This is a genomic window from Paenibacillus contaminans (assembly GCF_003285015.1).
Lineage (GTDB): Bacteria > Bacillota > Bacilli > Paenibacillales > NBRC-103111 > Paenibacillus_V > Paenibacillus_V contaminans.
Genome location: NZ_QMFB01000002.1, coordinates 476,519 through 492,016, shown reverse-complemented (window position 1 = coordinate 492,016; position 15,498 = coordinate 476,519). Strand labels below are relative to the sequence as shown.

The 15,498-nt window shown below is 51.9% G+C and carries 11 protein-coding genes; all 11 read left to right on the top strand.

The annotated features are described in order from the left end of the window. Window positions 1–43 precede the first annotated feature (43 nt). The 11 genes from DQG23_RS06270 to DQG23_RS06220 all read left to right on the top strand — a co-directional run bounded on the left by DQG23_RS06270 (window position 44) and on the right by DQG23_RS06220 (window position 15,382). Complete coding sequence (locus DQG23_RS06270; RefSeq protein ID WP_113029944.1) at window positions 44–568, top strand: Rpn family recombination-promoting nuclease/putative transposase; 525 nt, start codon at window positions 44–46, stop codon at window positions 566–568. Window positions 569–786: 218 nt separating this feature from the next. After that, the gene (locus DQG23_RS06265) at window positions 787–1,374 is read left to right on the top strand and encodes a TetR/AcrR family transcriptional regulator (protein WP_113029943.1); all 588 of its coding nucleotides are present in this window, start codon (window positions 787–789) and stop codon (window positions 1,372–1,374) included. 47 nt (window positions 1,375–1,421) lie between these two features. Next, window positions 1,422–2,111 (top strand): alpha/beta fold hydrolase, encoded by a 690-nt coding sequence (locus DQG23_RS06260; RefSeq protein ID WP_113029942.1) that lies wholly within the window; start codon window positions 1,422–1,424, stop codon window positions 2,109–2,111. Window positions 2,112–2,411: 300 nt separating this feature from the next. Further along, on the top strand, window positions 2,412–3,470 hold the full coding sequence (locus DQG23_RS06255) for a Gfo/Idh/MocA family protein (RefSeq protein WP_113029941.1): 1,059 nt from the start codon (window positions 2,412–2,414) through the stop codon (window positions 3,468–3,470). Next, the gene (locus tag DQG23_RS06250; RefSeq protein ID WP_113029940.1) at window positions 3,467–4,324 is read left to right on the top strand and encodes a sugar phosphate isomerase/epimerase family protein; all 858 of its coding nucleotides are present in this window, start codon (window positions 3,467–3,469) and stop codon (window positions 4,322–4,324) included. Before DQG23_RS06255 ends, DQG23_RS06250 begins: the two co-directional genes overlap by 4 nt. 334 nt (window positions 4,325–4,658) lie before the next feature. Next, a complete protein-coding gene (locus DQG23_RS06245) occupies window positions 4,659–5,477 on the top strand; it encodes an ABC transporter permease (protein WP_238177772.1) in 819 nt (272 codons plus the stop codon). 11 nt (window positions 5,478–5,488) lie between these two features. Beyond that, entirely contained in the window at window positions 5,489–6,394 is a 906-nt protein-coding gene (locus DQG23_RS06240; protein WP_113029939.1) for a carbohydrate ABC transporter permease, read from the top strand. A 26-nt stretch (window positions 6,395–6,420) separates the two neighbouring features. Further along, on the top strand, window positions 6,421–8,082 hold the full coding sequence (locus DQG23_RS06235) for a type 2 periplasmic-binding domain-containing protein (protein ID WP_113029938.1): 1,662 nt from the start codon (window positions 6,421–6,423) through the stop codon (window positions 8,080–8,082). A 39-nt stretch (window positions 8,083–8,121) separates the two neighbouring features. After that, window positions 8,122–10,344 (top strand): helix-turn-helix transcriptional regulator, encoded by a 2,223-nt coding sequence (locus DQG23_RS06230; protein ID WP_113029937.1) that lies wholly within the window; start codon window positions 8,122–8,124, stop codon window positions 10,342–10,344. 38 nt (window positions 10,345–10,382) lie between these two features. Then, window positions 10,383–14,438 (top strand): DUF4838 domain-containing protein, encoded by a 4,056-nt coding sequence (locus tag DQG23_RS06225; protein ID WP_113029936.1) that lies wholly within the window; start codon window positions 10,383–10,385, stop codon window positions 14,436–14,438. A 425-nt stretch (window positions 14,439–14,863) separates the two neighbouring features. Beyond that, the gene (locus DQG23_RS06220; protein WP_113029935.1) at window positions 14,864–15,382 is read left to right on the top strand and encodes a DUF4432 family protein; all 519 of its coding nucleotides are present in this window, start codon (window positions 14,864–14,866) and stop codon (window positions 15,380–15,382) included. Window positions 15,383–15,498: the final 116 nt, after the last annotated feature.

The window sequence follows — 15,498 nt, the reverse complement described above, 5'->3', positions numbered from 1 at the left end:
GCTTATAAATGCTATAATGAGGGGAGATCGGTAACTCGGGAAAATGTTTGTAGAATCCATCAAAGCAGGGGGCGCATACGGGGATCTTAAGAAAACCGTAACGATTAACATTCTCGATTTTACTTATTTAAACACGGCGCGGTTTCATAGCTCGTTTCATCTATATGAGGATTTTGACAAAACGGTAATGCTTACGGATGTCATAGAAATTCATTTCATTGAATACCCGAAGTTTAGACGCAGCCGGAAAGACTTTCATAATCCGCTGCATCGATGGCTGCTGTTTCTGGACGAAAAACTTCCGGAAAATCAATTGGAGGAGCTGATGAGCATGGATCCAGTCATTAAAAAAGCCGAAGAACGGCTTGAATGGCTTAGCGGCGATGAAGACACGCTGCGTTTGTACGAAGCGCGGGAATTTTCCAGATATGAACGAAACAGCATTATTGCGGATGCCAAGGAAGAAGGGAGAAAGGAAATTGCGCGCAAATTGCTTGCACTCGAGGTAGATCTCCAAAAGATCGCGGAAGCGACCGGATTATCGGAGGAAGAAATCAAAAAGCTTTGACTCCATAAAATCGGTAACGCCATCGCCCGAAAAGGCGGTGGTTTTTTGTGCTTTTTTCTATTGACTAAACGTTCATTCGATAATAAAATTAAAATGAAATTTCAGGAAAAATCGAGGATGGGTAGAGGTGGGCCTATTGATCCTAAGCGATCCTTGACGCGCTCTCACTCTTACGATTTGTAGTTGCCTATTACCGCTTTTACGGAGGAATGAGCTAAATGCCGCGAACAGCTGAAGAAAATGATCGGATTCGCCAGCTTTCCAAAGAAAAAATTTGTGCCGCTGCAATGGCGTTGTTTATTAAACAAGGGTATTATGCCACGTCAATTAACGATATAGCGGCGCAAGCGGGGATTTCGAAAGGACTGCTATACAACTATTACAGCGGGAAAGAAGAACTGCTTTCCGAAATGGTAAACACCCGAATGAAAGAAGTGGTCGAAGTAATGGAAGGAGCAGCTTCATTGGAGCTGCCCGGTCAACAGCTTGAACATATCGTGAAAGGCGCAATCGATAATATCCGTCAAAATCCGGAAGTTCACAGGTTTTATTTGCACCTGCAAACGCAGCCGGAGGCTGATAAAGAGCTGATTAAATACAGCAAGCTGCTTGTTGAAGAAAACGCAAGACTGTTCGAGCTGCAGTGCGAAATATTTGAAAAATTGGGAGTTAAGGAACCAAGGAAACGGTCCTTGTATTTCTCATCTGCGCTTCAAGGCATCATGCTAATGATAGCCACCTACCCTCAGAAGCTTCCGATAGAAGAAATAGAGCGGCAAATTATCGAGGAATTTTGCAAGCAGTGAAAATAAACGGGATTCGATCGGCGAACCCGCCTTAGGAGGCTGAACGGATGGAAACACGGGTAAATCAAATAGAGTTGAATGGACTCCCTTTTCAATACCGCGAGTACGGTGATCCTTCCGCACCGCCGTTGGTTATCCTTCACGCGCTGGGAAAAGATGCGGAATCATGGGATCAAGCGGTTGCCGCAATAGGAGAAAAATACCGCGTTTTGGCTCTGGATCAACGGGGGCATGGCGGAAGCGCCAGAACCGGCACGTACACGTTTGAATTGATGTGCAATGACTTGCTTCATTTTGCGGATGTTATGAATTTGGAACGCTTTACGCTACTCGGCCATTCAATGGGAGGTACGGTATCTTATCTTTTCGCGGAAACATATCCGTCGAGGCTGGAAAGGCTGGTCGTCGTAGACACGCCTCCACCTTTTTCGGGCACGCGGTTTGATTTGCCGCCCGAGCCTGCGGGTCCCTTGCCGTTCGATTGGCTGGCTTTGACTTCGATACTACAACAGCTGAATGAACCGGATCCCGAATGGTGGGCCCGTCTCACCGATATTACCGTACCGACTCTGATTATAGGCGGCGGCTCCAGCGAAATTCCCCAGAACAAATTGATGGAAGTTTCCGAGCTTGTTCCGAATTGCAAAATGGTGACGATAGACGGTGCCGGACATTTTGTGCATGATGATGACTTACCTGCATTCACAGCCGCCGTAAAAAGCTTTCTTTATTCTTGAGTTTACGGTCCTCAAAACAATAAGCGACAGTTATGCCACGCAATGCGTCTATCCGGCGCATTGTTTTTTTATTACCCGGGAATGGTTTCGGGATATATCAATGCCGTGAATTGTTCATTGTCATAAGCTGCGCAGGTTCATTCAGCTTGACCGCAGCCTTTGCCACGCGCCGAGAAAATATTGCGCAGCCGTTCAAATTATGTTTGTGGCCTCCGTTTCGGACGCTCCCTTATGATAGGCAATAGCTGTCCGGCTTCATGGGGAAGCAAGCAGCCATTAAAGATAAGGAGAGTGGGGAGTTTGAATCAGGTACGAGTGGGTGTGATCGGAACGGGTTCCATTTCGGCATGCCATCTGGACGCTTACCGGCAAAACATCCGCACAGTCATTGCGGCGGTCTGCGATTTGAACGAAGAGCGCGCCCGGAAAACCGCGGACAAATACGGAGCGGAGCGCGTATATACCGACTACCGCGAGCTGTTGGCCAATTCCGAGATCGACGCCGTCAGCATCTGCACTTGGAACGATACGCATGCGGAAATCGCGATCGCCGCGCTGCAAGCCGGCAAGCATGTGCTTGTGGAAAAGCCGATGTGCCGGACGGTAGAGGAGGCGCTGCGTTTGGAGGAAGCGGTTCGCAAGTCCGGCAGGCTGCTGCAGATCGGGTACGTGCGGCGGTTCGATCCGAACGCGCGCATGCTTAACGAGTTCGCCAGGAAGGGCGAATTCGGCGATCTCTACTATGCCAAAGCGACCTGCGTTCGCCGCTTGGGTAATCCCGGCGGATGGTTCGCGGACGTCGAGCGGTCCGGCGGCGGCCCGCTGATCGATATCGGCGTTCACATTATCGATTTGAGCTGGTATTTGATGGGCAAGCCCAAAGCGGTATCCGTCAGCGCCAATACGTACCGGAAGCTGGGCAACCGCGCGCATATCCGCAATCTTTCGTTCTATAAAGCTGCGGACTACGATGCCTCGAAGAATACGGTGGAAGATATGGCGAATGCGCTCATCCGGTTTGAGAACGGCGCTTCGCTGATGGTCGACGTCAGCTTCTCGCTCCATGCCAAGCAGGATGAGACGGTATTGAAGCTGTACGGAGACAAGGGGGGCTTGGAAGTCGAGCCCGGCGTCATGATCGTCACCGAGAAGCATGACACGATTTTGAATGTGCTCCCGCAAACCGATCACCCTGGTTTCCAGGGCGAAGCGGCGTTCCAGGGAGAGATCGATCACTTCATTTCCTGCGTAATCACGGGCGAGCAGCCGCTCAGTCCGGTGTCGGACGGTGTGGAAATGATGAAAATATTGTGCGGCATTTACGAATCCGCAACGAAGGGCGAGGAGGTTCGGTTATGAAGCTAGGGGTAAGCACCTACTGTTTCGCGCAAAACATGCAGACCGGAGCGATGAGCATTCTGGATGCGATCGATTGCATCGCGGATATCGGCGGCGAACACGTCGAAATTGTGTCTGGCGTCATCGAGCTGGCGAAGACGCCGGAGCTGATTGCTGCGATCAAGAAGCGGGCGTCCGATCGCGGTCTTCCGCTGTCCAATTATGCGATCGGCGCGCAGTTCGCCGGTCTTGACGACGAAGCGTTCGAGCGGGAAATCGCCCGCGTCAAACGGGAGGTGGACATCGCCGCCGATCTCGGCGTCAAACGGATGAGGCACGACGTCGCCTCTTCGGTGGACCTTTCGGACGGGCAATTCGCCGCCGATCTGCCGCGTCTTATTATCGCCTGCTGTGAGATCGCGGATTATGCGGCGCCGCTTGGCATTACGACGAGCGTAGAAAACCACGGCTACTATATACAGGCCAGCGCGCGCGTGCGCAAGCTTGTTCAGGAGGTCGGCCGGGACAATTTCCGGACGACGCTCGACATCGGCAACTTCGTCTGCGTAGACGAAGAGCCGGTTCAGGGCGTGCGGAACAACATTGCCCTTGCATCTATGGTGCATGTCAAAGACTTCTACCGCCGACCGGCGGACCTCGACCCCGGCGCAGGCTGGTTCCGCTCCGCGAATGGCACTTATTTGCGGGGCGCAATCGTCGGCCAAGGGGATCTCGATATTCGTGCCGCTCTGGCGACCGTAAAACATTCGGGGTATGACGGCGACTTGTCCATCGAGTTCGAGGGGCTGGAGCCTTGCGTGCAGGCAACGAAAATAGCGCTCGACAACGCGAGGCGATTTTGGGCGGAAGCTTGAGCTAACCCGCGTACCGTCAGCCGAACAATGATGCTGCCAAAGGCCCGCCGAAGGCGTAAATCAAGCGTTTACCGCGTGAAATCGCCGTAAATACCGGCGCGAAAATATTGCGAAGCCGAGCAAATTATGTTGCTTGCCCCGCTTTGCAAGGCTCCTATATGATTAGCATGCGGACCGGGCCCGGATAACCGCAATCGCCAAGTGAAAGGGGGAGATCGACATCGCAAGCAGTCAACCGAATAAGCCTTCGCTTTTTCGCTTTCGCGAGAACGTACAGCTTTACTTGATCATGCTTCCTGTTTTGCTGCACATCTTTATTTTTAGTTACATCCCGATGTACGGAGTTGTAATCGCTTTCCAGGATTATTACCCGGGAAAACCTTTTCTCGCATTTGATGGAAGCGTTCACTGGGTTGGCTTCAAGCATTTCGTCGATTTTTTCAACGGTCCGTATTTCGCGAGACTAATGCGCAACACGTTCATCCTAAGCTTCTACTTTTTTGCCTTCGGCTTTTGGGTGCCGATTCTGTTTGCGCTGCTTATGAACGAGCTGAAGAACGGTGTGTTTAAAAAGTTTGTGCAAACGGCAAGCTATTTGCCCCATTTTATATCAAACGTCGTCGTAGCGGGCATGCTGCTGTCCTTCATCAATATGGACGGGGTCGTGAATGCCATTATCGAGCTGTTCGGCGGAACGCCGATTTCGTTCACGACGGAGCCAGGCTATTTTCCGGCGATTTATACGATTACGAGCATATGGAAGTCGTTCGGCTGGAGCAGCATCCTGTATTTATCGGCGATGTCGGCGATCGACCCGAGCTTGTACGAAGCCGCCAAAATGGACGGCGCCAACCGGTTCAAGCAGATGCTCCATGTGACGCTGCCGTCGATTCGGCCGACGATCTTTATTCTTCTGATTTTTGCGGTAGGCAGCTTGCTTTCGACGAATAGCGAATTTATATTGCTGATTTACAATCCCGCGCTTTATGAGACGGCGGACGTCATCGGCACATACTTGTACCGCGACGGCTTGCTCGGCGGCAATTTCAGCTTCGGTACGGCGGTTGGTTTGCTGATCGCGGTAATCAATTTTACGCTGCTGTATATCGCGAACACGCTTAGCCGCAAATACGCCGATTACGCATTGTGGTAAGGAGGAAAAAAATGACCGCCGTGGTCAAAAACCGCATCAGCCAAGGCTCGACCGCAGTCGACGTCATCCTGTATGCGCTTGCGCTCGCGATTTGTATCATCACGCTTTATCCGTTCTATCTGGTTATCATCCTGTCCGTCAGCTCGCCGATGGAAGTGGCGGCTATGAACGTATTTTGGTATCCGAAGGGCTTTTTTCTCGGGTCATACGAGCTGATTGTGCAGGACGCCAAAATGTGGTGGGCATACTCCAATACGTTAATCTACGTAATCGTCGGGATGCTCCTGAATTGCCTGATGGCCGTATTGGGCGCCTATCCGCTTACCGTACGCAAGTTGAAGGGGCGCAAATGGGTGATCGCTTTCCTCTTGATCCCCATGTATTTCGGAGGCGGGTTAATCCCGAGTTACCTGCTTGTCAACAAGCTGGGACTATACAATACGATGCTCGCGATCATTATTCCCGGCGCGGTCAGCATCTGGAACATCATTCTGGTCAGAACCTATTTTACGACGATCCCGGAAGCGATCCGGGAATCGGCCAGCGTGGACGGAGCCTCTCATTGGCAGCTGCTTTTCCGGATCATCGTGCCCATTTCGAAGCCGATTCTTGCGGTTATCGCGATCTATACGGTCGTGGGCATTTGGAACAGCTGGTTTGACGCGCTCGTTTATTTGCCGAACGAGAAGCTGCATCCGCTGCAAATGTACTTGTACCGAGTCGTCGTTCAGCAGACGGTGGATTTAAAGACGGTCGTCACGATGGAAGACGCCAAAAACGCAGCTTACTCCATGCTGACGAACATTCAGTTGAAGTACGCGATCATCGTGTTTACGACGCTGCCGGTTATTTTTACGTATCCGTTCTTCCAGAAATATTTCATTAAGGGAGCGCTTATCGGTTCGTTGAAGGAATAATGCCCCAACTTGAGGAGGAAGTCCCTATGAAACAGTGGAAAAAATCGATTTTGCTCTCGCTCGCGACCGTAGTGCCGCTTGCCGCCGTTACGGCATGCAGCAGCGACAATACGGGCAAAAAAACAGAGCCTAGCGCAAGCGCGGCAGGCTCAAGCTCAAGCGCGCCGTCTCCGACCGTGCAGCCAAGCAAGCTGAAGCTTCTCGGTCCGGCGAACGGCAGAAAATTCATCAAATTCGAAGAACGCGAAAAATATCCGGTGTGGAAAGAGATCGACAAGCTGTTTGGCGGTGCGGGCCTGGCGTTTGATTTCGAGCTGGTTCCGCCTGAGCAGTACGACACGGTGATCAAGACGCGTATGGCTTCGGGCAGCAGCTTGCCCGATATCGTGAACATTTCCGCTCTCGACAATACAACGGTGCTGAATCTGGCCAAGCAGGGCGTTCTGCTCGACCTGAACCCGCTGATCGAGAAGTACAGCAACGGCAATATCAAGGCGATGTACAACAAGGAGTTTGCTTTCGCCAAACAAGCGACGACGACTCCCGACGGCAAAATGTACTGGTTCAGCAATCTCCACAAAAAAACGTATCAGGGAAAAGATCCGGCTCCCGTCGCTTTGACGATGGGGATTCGCAAGGACTGGCTCGACAAGCTGAAGCTGCCGGCGCCGACGACGGCCGAGGAATATTTCCAAACGCTGAAGACGATGCGGGACTCCGACGCGAACGGAAACGGCCAGAAGGACGAAGTGCTGGTTTATAGCCCTGGCGCCTTCAACGGTCCAATTGCCCAATGGTTCGGACTCGGCACGGATATTACGGCTGTCGATGTGGAAAACAATAAAATCGTTTCCCCGTGGTATCAGGAAGGGATTAAAGACTACTTCCGTTATTTGCAGCAGCTCGTGAAGGAAGGCATCCTTGATTCGAGCTTGATCGCCGCGAAGGATGAGCAGGTCCAGCAAAAAATTACGGATAACAAAGTAGCCTCCCTGAAGACCTATAATATGTCCGATTATTACGATAAGACGATCAAAAGCGGCGGCGAATTCCTTCCGCTTATGCCGCTTAAGGCCGTGAACGGCATTACCCCTGCCGCCCAATTGGAGCCGCCTTTCCTCGTATGGTCGAAGTACGCGATAACGAAAGACGCCAAAAACGTCGAAGCGGCGATCAAATTTTTTGATGTCGTTTATTCGCAGCAATACTCGGATCTGATGACTTGGGGCATAGAAGGCCAGACGTATAAAACCGAAGCAAACGGCGTGAAAGTAGCCATTAATAACGGCACGGAAGAGGAAATGGCGAAATCGGGGAAAGCGCCGGGAAATGCGCTGCTCGGCGATACGGTTTATCCGCGCGTGCAATTCGCCAACCTGGAGACCGAGATGGCATCCGCAGCGAAGTACAAGACGGACCACGAACTGAGCATGTTGACATATAAGCCGTATTTCGCCAATATGAATTTTATCTATTTGGCCATTCCGGACGAGAAGCAGCTCGAAGCGAAAACGAAAATTTTGACGAACTTGAACACGTATTCCGCTGAGCTTGCCACAAAGCTGGCATTAGGACAAAAATCGCTCGACGACTGGGATCAATACATCGCGGAGCTGAAAAAGCTCGGTCTCGATCAGCTTATCGAAATCGATCAGCAGTTGCTTGACCGTTATAACAGCATTAAGTAACCGGTATCCCGGAATCCCCAAGTGAAGGAAGGTGCGCATTTGCGAAACATAAGCTTCGGAAGCAGAACGTTTCGAAAAACGTTTCTTTCCTACACCGTCATCCTGCTGATCCCGATCATCGTGTTCAGCGTTCTGAACGTGCAGCGGAATGTGATGGAGCAGAAACGGAAGATGGTTGAGAAGTATCATGCGGATGCAAAACGGATTTCGGACATCGTGGACAACAAATTGAATGAGTTAAAAAGCTTGGGCAAAGCGCTCGGCGAAGAAGCGTGGGTAAGCAAGCAGATGTCGAATACGAATGTGTATGATCGGGAATTCGACTTCACCCGCATGCTCGAAATTCGCAAAAGCTTTCAAAATGCGATTGGCGGCGTGAGCATTCTTTCGTTCGGAGCCGTTATGTATCCGGAGAAAAAGCTTGTCTTTACGCCGTGGGGAGAATACGCGGAGGATGCATTTTTTACGTCCGTCGCTTCGTTCGACGAAGAGACGCGGCGGCATTTCGCCGAGGCTTTGCCGCAGTACGCCTACTATTCGGTCATGCGGCCGGTCGACATGAGGCTGTGGGATAATCCGACACGGGTTATCCCCGTCTTCCAAAGCCTTGAGGTCGTCAACAACCCGCGTGCGGTTCTCTTGCTGTTTATCGACATCACGTATTTTGCCGATTATTTGCAGCGCTTCAGCGGCGGCGATTACCGCGAGATCGTCATTTCGGATCGCGATGCGCCCGTTTACCGGTTGAAGCATCCGGCTGCAGGCGGAGTGAACGATCGGGACGATTCCGCCAAGACACTCACGATTTCCGTCCCGTCTCAGGCAAGCAATTGGCAGTACACGGTCACATACCCGGATAATACGGTGCTAGGCATGCAAAATTTGCTCGGCTCCCTGCTCGCCATTCTGATCTCCGTCCCGCTCGGCGCCGTTTCGGCGTTCTGGCTGGCCAAGATCAGTTATCGGCCGCTGGCGGCTTTGCTGCGCAGCCTCTCCGTAGCCGTGCGAAGCGACGATACGGGTTCGGAGTATAAGCTGATCGAGAAATCGTTCGACCGCTTGATGACGGAGAATCATATGCTCCAGCAAGCCGTCCGGGATTACGAAAGCGCTGCCAGATCGAATTTGCTGATGCGCTTGTTGAAGGGTTATTTTACGGATGTGCAGCATGGGAACGGATTGGATAAATTCGAACTTGGATACACGGAAGACATGTATTATTGCTCCATGCTGATCAGCTTTCATGCGCATCGCGACATGAACGATTTGGAAGCGATCCGCAAGATCGAGATCGTCACCATTATGGCCGCAGATAATGCGATGAAGCGCCATCGGCTCCGGCATGAGCTGTTTGAAGTGACGAACGCGGACAAAGCGCTGATTGTCTCGTCCATTCATCCTTTCGGCGACGGCGTCATAGAGCGTATCGTTTCCGAGATTGCCGAACAAATAGCGGAGGCGTGCGGCTTCCGGCCCGACATTTTCCATGGAGCGGTCGAAACGGGGCTGGTCGGCATCAGCAAATCGTATTATGCGGCCAATGAAAGCTTGCAGGTAGCGCTCTTCTCGCGCGGACACCTCCATGCGAGGGAGGAAGAAACGTATATTCCGGACGTGGATTATTATTATCCGACGGATTGGGAAGTGCAGATGATCAATAACCTGAAGATCGGCAATCTGGACACGCTGACGCATATTTTGGACGAAATCGGCGCGGAAAACCGGAGGCGGCAGCTTCCCGAGACGAGTATGGTGAAGCTGATCACCTTGCTTATGGAAACGATGCTGCGGGTGCTGCACGAGCTGAATATCGACGCGGGCATTTATGCCCGGCAGTTCGAGAGCAGGCTCAAAGCCGGAAACGTCGATGCGATGTGGGAATACATGGCCGAAGCGGGGACGCTGATCTGCGAACGGGTTCGTTACTCGAACACACCTTCGACAATGGAGGCCGGCGGCAAGCTGCTGCAATATGTGAACGAGAACTATACAAGCGCGGACGTTTCGCTGAAAAGGCTTGCGGAACTGTTTCACATGTCGGTTTCGGGCGTGTCGAAGTTGTTCAAAGAAGTGACGGGCATCAACTTTTATGACTATTTATGCAGGCTGCGCATGGAAACAGCGAAGGAGCTGCTCCGGGACAAAAACAGCGTCGACGACGTCGCGCGCCGCGTCGGTTACGAAAATGTGTACTCGTTCAAACGGGCTTTCGTCCGCTATGAAGGCATCAAGCCTGACGAGTATGCGCAGTTAGGGCAATAAGCGGTTACTTTTGAGGTTTCTATCGGGAGGGATAAGAGATGATAAGTAAGCGGTTGATGAGACAAGTAACGATGCTGGTGTTGGCATTGCTCATTATGCTTGGCGCTGTTCCTTTATACGCCGGCGCGAATGCGGCCGGAAACGACGCGAACCCCCAGGACTTTAGAGGACATTGGGCTGAACATACGGTGGAACGCTGGATAAATCAAAGTATGCTTGTCGGCTATGAGGACGGTGCGATGAAGCCAAATCGCCCGTTGACGCGCGGGGAGTTCATCGTTTTGTTGAACCGCGCGTTCGGCCTTGAGGAAATGGCTGACATTCATTTTGCGGATGTAACCGAATCAAGCTGGCTGTATAGAGAAGTCGCGATTGCCGTACAGGCAGGATACGTCAACGGCTATGCGAATGGGACAATCGGCGTTAACGATGCGATCACCAGACAAGAAGCCGCCGTGATGATCGCGCGTATAATGGGGCTTTCCGAACAGCCGGAAACGGAAGAGCCTGTTTATCAAGATGCAGGGCTGATTGCGGGCTGGAGCAGGGCGGCGATCGCGAAGCTGGAAAAGCTCGGCATTATGACGGGTTATCCGGACGGCGGCTTTCATCCGCTGCAAACGATGACCCGCGCAGAGGCAATCGTATCGATGGACCGTATGCTTGCTCAGCTTGAACAGGATTATACGATTGACAAACCGGGAGTATACGATTTTTCGGATATTCAGCATGCGCTCAAATGGAACATCATCGTTACGGTTTCGGGAGTGACGCTCAGAAATGTAACGATAGAAGGAAATATTGTTCTGGGCGGCGGGGTAAAGGAGAGCGATGTTACGCTGGAGCATGTCCAGTTTGGCGGTAAAATGATCAGCAAGGACCATACCGGAGCGCCTGAGTCGACGCCGACTTCAACGGCGGCACTTACATCGACACCGACGCCAACATCCACGAAGGAAACGACACCAACGCCGACTTCTACGTCGACACCTGCACCTACACCAACGAACACGCCTGGATCGACGCCGACATCAACGAACGATCCTTCGCCGACACCGACGGCAACAACTATACCGACGCCGACTCCCGGCGGAACCGCTCAGCCCGAGCCATTAATGCCGGTCGTTAACGGGGAAGCCAAAGCGATTGTCGTTACGGAAGCGTCAGCCTCTCAGCAGGTCATCGATGCGGCGAACACGCTGATTGACTATGTGCGCAAATCGACAGGAGCGACACTGCCTCGTATGAGTGCTGCGGAAGCCGAGTCGCAGACCGGCGATGACATTTTGATTTATGTCGGCTATATCGGGGCTTTTTCTGACAGCGCTTCCATTGATCAAGAATTGCTGAATTTGGATGATGACGGTTTCGTTATTTTTCCGGAGAAAGAGGCTAACGTCATTACGATAGCAGGTCCGACAGATTGGGGTACGGAATTTGGCGTTTATGAGTTTCTGGAGCGTTACGTAGGCGTATGGTGGCTTCTGCCGGGGGCCGATGGCGAAGATGTTCCGCTGCAATCCAGCTTATCCGTTAGCGGAGGAACGGTACGCGAAGAGCCTGCCTTCTTCTCGCGCGCATTTGATTCCAGTATCGAAAATACGACGGTAAGAAAAGCTTGGACAAGGCATAATCGCATGCATAAACGAGTGGATCATGATCACAGCTTCTGGAAAATACTTCACCCATCACAGTATCAATCCGTTTATCCTGACTTCTATCCAGCCAATAACGGATTGCTTACTACGAATGGAGGGTGGCAAATTTGCTTTTCCGTCCCGCAAACGGTTGGTGTCGTCAGTCAAATGATATTGGATTATTTTGAGCAAAATCCGCAAGCGACTTCCTTCTCCTTATCGGTCAATGATAACGGCGGCTTCTGCGAACAGAACCCGAACCATCCTTTATATCCGAATAAACTCAACTCGATCGGCTTTCAGGACATGTCCAACATTTATTTCGGATGGCTGAATGAGGTTGCAAACATTGTATTCGCGGAGTTCCCGGATAAATATATCGGTACGATTGCTTACCATGAGGTATATGATCCGCCTACGAATGTTACCTTGCCTCCAAATGTGATCGTGTATATTACCGATGAGCGTTTGTCATGGGGCGATGAGGGGATGGAAGCGGCGGGAAAAACCTTTTCCGAGAACTGGCTGTCAGTCGCTCCGGGAGTGGCCTTCTATGAATATTTGTACGGGTCGATCTATACGGTGCCTCGGACGGATTTGCACCAGATGGCGGACGTGTACAAGTATGCCTACGACGCTGGAGTCTCTGCCCACTTTGCCGAGCTGTATCCGAACTTTGGCGAAGGGCCTAAGCCATGGTTGTCCGCAAGGCTGCAATGGGACGCTGAGGCGGATGTCGATCAGTTGTTATATGAATGGTATGTGCGGGCTGTCGGCGAGGAGGCTGCGCCGTATTTGGCACAGTACTACAGCATATGGGAGAACTTCTGGGAAGCCGATATTTTTGAATCGTCCTGGTATCAATCATGGCAGCAGAAAAATCCAAGACCGAACTTTATGCCGCTTACCGATGCGACCTATTTGAAAGCTGTTTCGTTGGCAGACGTAGAGACAAGCCGGCATTTGATGGAAGCGGTTGTTGCGAACGCGCAGACGCAGCAGCAAAAGAAGCGGGCGGAAATTTTAATGCGCGCGTTCGAATACTATGAGGCGTCTATTCTAAGTTATCCGGGCAGCAAGCCTTATGAGCCGATTACGAATTCGGCGCAAGGGGTATCCGCCTTAAATCAGATGATGGTGAAGCTGAAGAAAGCCGATCAGCGTCTGAAGCTCGTGGACGAATTCGCCGGACATGAAATTCTGCAGCATCCCTTCACGCCTGCCGAGGGAGGTATGGCCTGGTCTGGCGTAAACAGCAACGATGTGATGGCATTGGTTGAGTGGATGAAAGATGAACCTTCGAACGGCGAAGTAAGGTCCTACGCGGTACAGCTAGCGGATGACGCCGAATTGGAGTATGCAAGGAATTATGTCAAGCTCCTGCTGGCATTGGCAGATCAAGCGGAGACATTGAATGAGAATGCTTCGCTGGAAACCGGTCTTGGCGGACAAGTGATGAATGACGCGCCGCCGTGGTGGTACTGGATGGAGTACGGACAAGATGAGAACAACATGCATCGTACGGACACCGTGGCCTATAGCGGCGTTTACAGCCTGGAGACGATCGGCCTCAAGCTTGGCGGCCCTGTTCAGGAGGTTGATGTGCAGCCGGGATATCACGGGATGTCGGTCTACTACTATACGCCGGCGGGAACAGATACGAACGGCAAAATTATCGTCGGCATGAATTTGCTTGATGCTAACAATCAGTGGTTGGGAAGCATGGGGACGGAAACGAAAGCCGTCAGCGACAGCGCCGGGAGATGGTCGATAGTCGAATGGGTCGGGAAGATCCCGCAGCAAATTCACGGCGTACCCGTGAGCAAGGCTCAAATTATCGTGCAAATACGGGATTTCACCGGAACGGAACCGTTATACTTGGACGATATCAATTTTTTCAGACTGGATGATCCTTATACGACAGAGCCGGTTGAAATAAGCGAGCTTAACTATAATACTTCCTTCGAAATCGGAAGCGCGGGCGTGGACGATGCTCAGCCGTGGTCCTACTGGGTGGACGGCGGAATGACGGCGACGAGAACGATGAGCCGGAGCGATACGTTTGCCAAAAGCGGGGATTACAGCTTGAAAATGTCCGAGATCGAATTCGGTTCAGTCGTGCAAAACTTGTCCAATCTCGTGCTGCCGCAGCAGCCGGGGACCTACAAGCTGCAGGCTTATTACTACGTGCCGGAAGGAACGCAAACGAATGAAACGATCAGCATCGGCATCAATTTAAAGGATAAGAATCACATTTACTTGGATGGCGTGACGAGCGCGACGATTAATGTCGGCGCCGATACCGGCAGCTGGCACTTGATCGAATGGGAAGGCGAAATTCCGTCCGAGATCAATGGGACGCCTGTTGAAGTCCTGCAAATTGGCGTGCTTGCCCGGGACTTTGCGGCAGGCGAAGCGATTTACCTCGATGATGTACGCTTGTTCAAGGCGGAATAATACGAGCAAGACAACTATGGGACTCTTGTCATGGCGACAGGAGTCCCATAGTTTATAACGAAGGGGATGGTGAAGGCCGGTGATCGGGTGCGGGATGTCCGATGTTTCACCTATTACGCAAAAAAACGAAAATGAAGGAGAGATTCGGAGAAAGGCTATTTTGACGGGCATCAATTTCTACGATTATTTGTGCCGGCTTGCCGCTCCTTGAACATGAGAGCAGCAGGCGTTTTTTCAATGCCGAAAATACCGCATTGCGCTGGATCATAAGAACTTTTTATCCTAATCTGCGAACGTATGACTGGTATTACAATAATACCGTCAACCGGCGTATGATTAAGTACTTGTCGCCGCCATCAGCTATGTGACATGATAGAGCATAGCAAGATCAATGCCAGAATCATACAAAGGGACGGGAGAGACGCATGGGAGAACAAAAACAGGCGGCAGGCTGCAAGCTTACACAGCATACGATGGAGGGGCATCGCGTGCTGACGCTCGAGAATGATCAAATCCGCGTCGGCATCGATCTGGATCACGGCGCCCATTTATTCGAAATGACGGACAAACGCACGAACATCGACGTCATGTACAAAGATCCGAAAGGGCTGAACTACGATGTCGGCGGCTGGTACGAGTTGTTCCCGAATGCCGGTGCAGGCTGCAGCTACAATGGGACGGACATTCCCGGTCATGGCGATGTGCAGCATTTGCCTTGGACGCTCAGGATCGACCGGGAAACCGAAGAGGAGATCCTCGTGCATCTGCGGACGGAGAGCAAGGTGCTGCCTTTTGCTCTGGAGAAAACCGTCGCCATCCGAAAAGGACAACCGACTTTGCATATCGCCGAAAAAATAACGAATTTGAGCGATGCGGCCGAGCCGTACCTGTGGGGGCATCATGTAACATTCGGAGCGCCGTTCATCGGACCANGCATCATGTAACATTCGGAGCGCCGTTCATCGGACCAAGCTGCCGGATCGATCTTCCCGAGTGCCGCGTTTTCGACCAAATTGATTACCATCCGGATAACAGCAGATTGCTTGCCGGAGGTTCGGGG

Excerpts from the sequence above, each read along its gene's own strand:
- DQG23_RS06250 (WP_113029940.1), top strand. The coding sequence starts at position 3,467 with ATGAAGCTAGGGGTAAGCACCTACTGTTTCGCGCAAAACATGCAGACC.
- DQG23_RS06240 (WP_113029939.1), top strand. The coding sequence starts at position 5,489 with ATGACCGCCGTGGTCAAAAACCGCATCAGCCAAGGCTCGACCGCAGTC.
- DQG23_RS06235 (WP_113029938.1), top strand. The coding sequence starts at position 6,421 with ATGAAACAGTGGAAAAAATCGATTTTGCTCTCGCTCGCGACCGTAGTG.
- DQG23_RS06260 (WP_113029942.1), top strand. The coding sequence starts at position 1,422 with ATGGAAACACGGGTAAATCAAATAGAGTTGAATGGACTCCCTTTTCAA.
- DQG23_RS06245 (WP_238177772.1), top strand. The coding sequence starts at position 4,659 with ATGTACGGAGTTGTAATCGCTTTCCAGGATTATTACCCGGGAAAACCT.
- DQG23_RS06225 (WP_113029936.1), top strand. The coding sequence starts at position 10,383 with ATGATAAGTAAGCGGTTGATGAGACAAGTAACGATGCTGGTGTTGGCA.
- DQG23_RS06265 (WP_113029943.1), top strand. The coding sequence starts at position 787 with ATGCCGCGAACAGCTGAAGAAAATGATCGGATTCGCCAGCTTTCCAAA.
- DQG23_RS06270 (WP_113029944.1), top strand. The coding sequence starts at position 44 with ATGTTTGTAGAATCCATCAAAGCAGGGGGCGCATACGGGGATCTTAAG.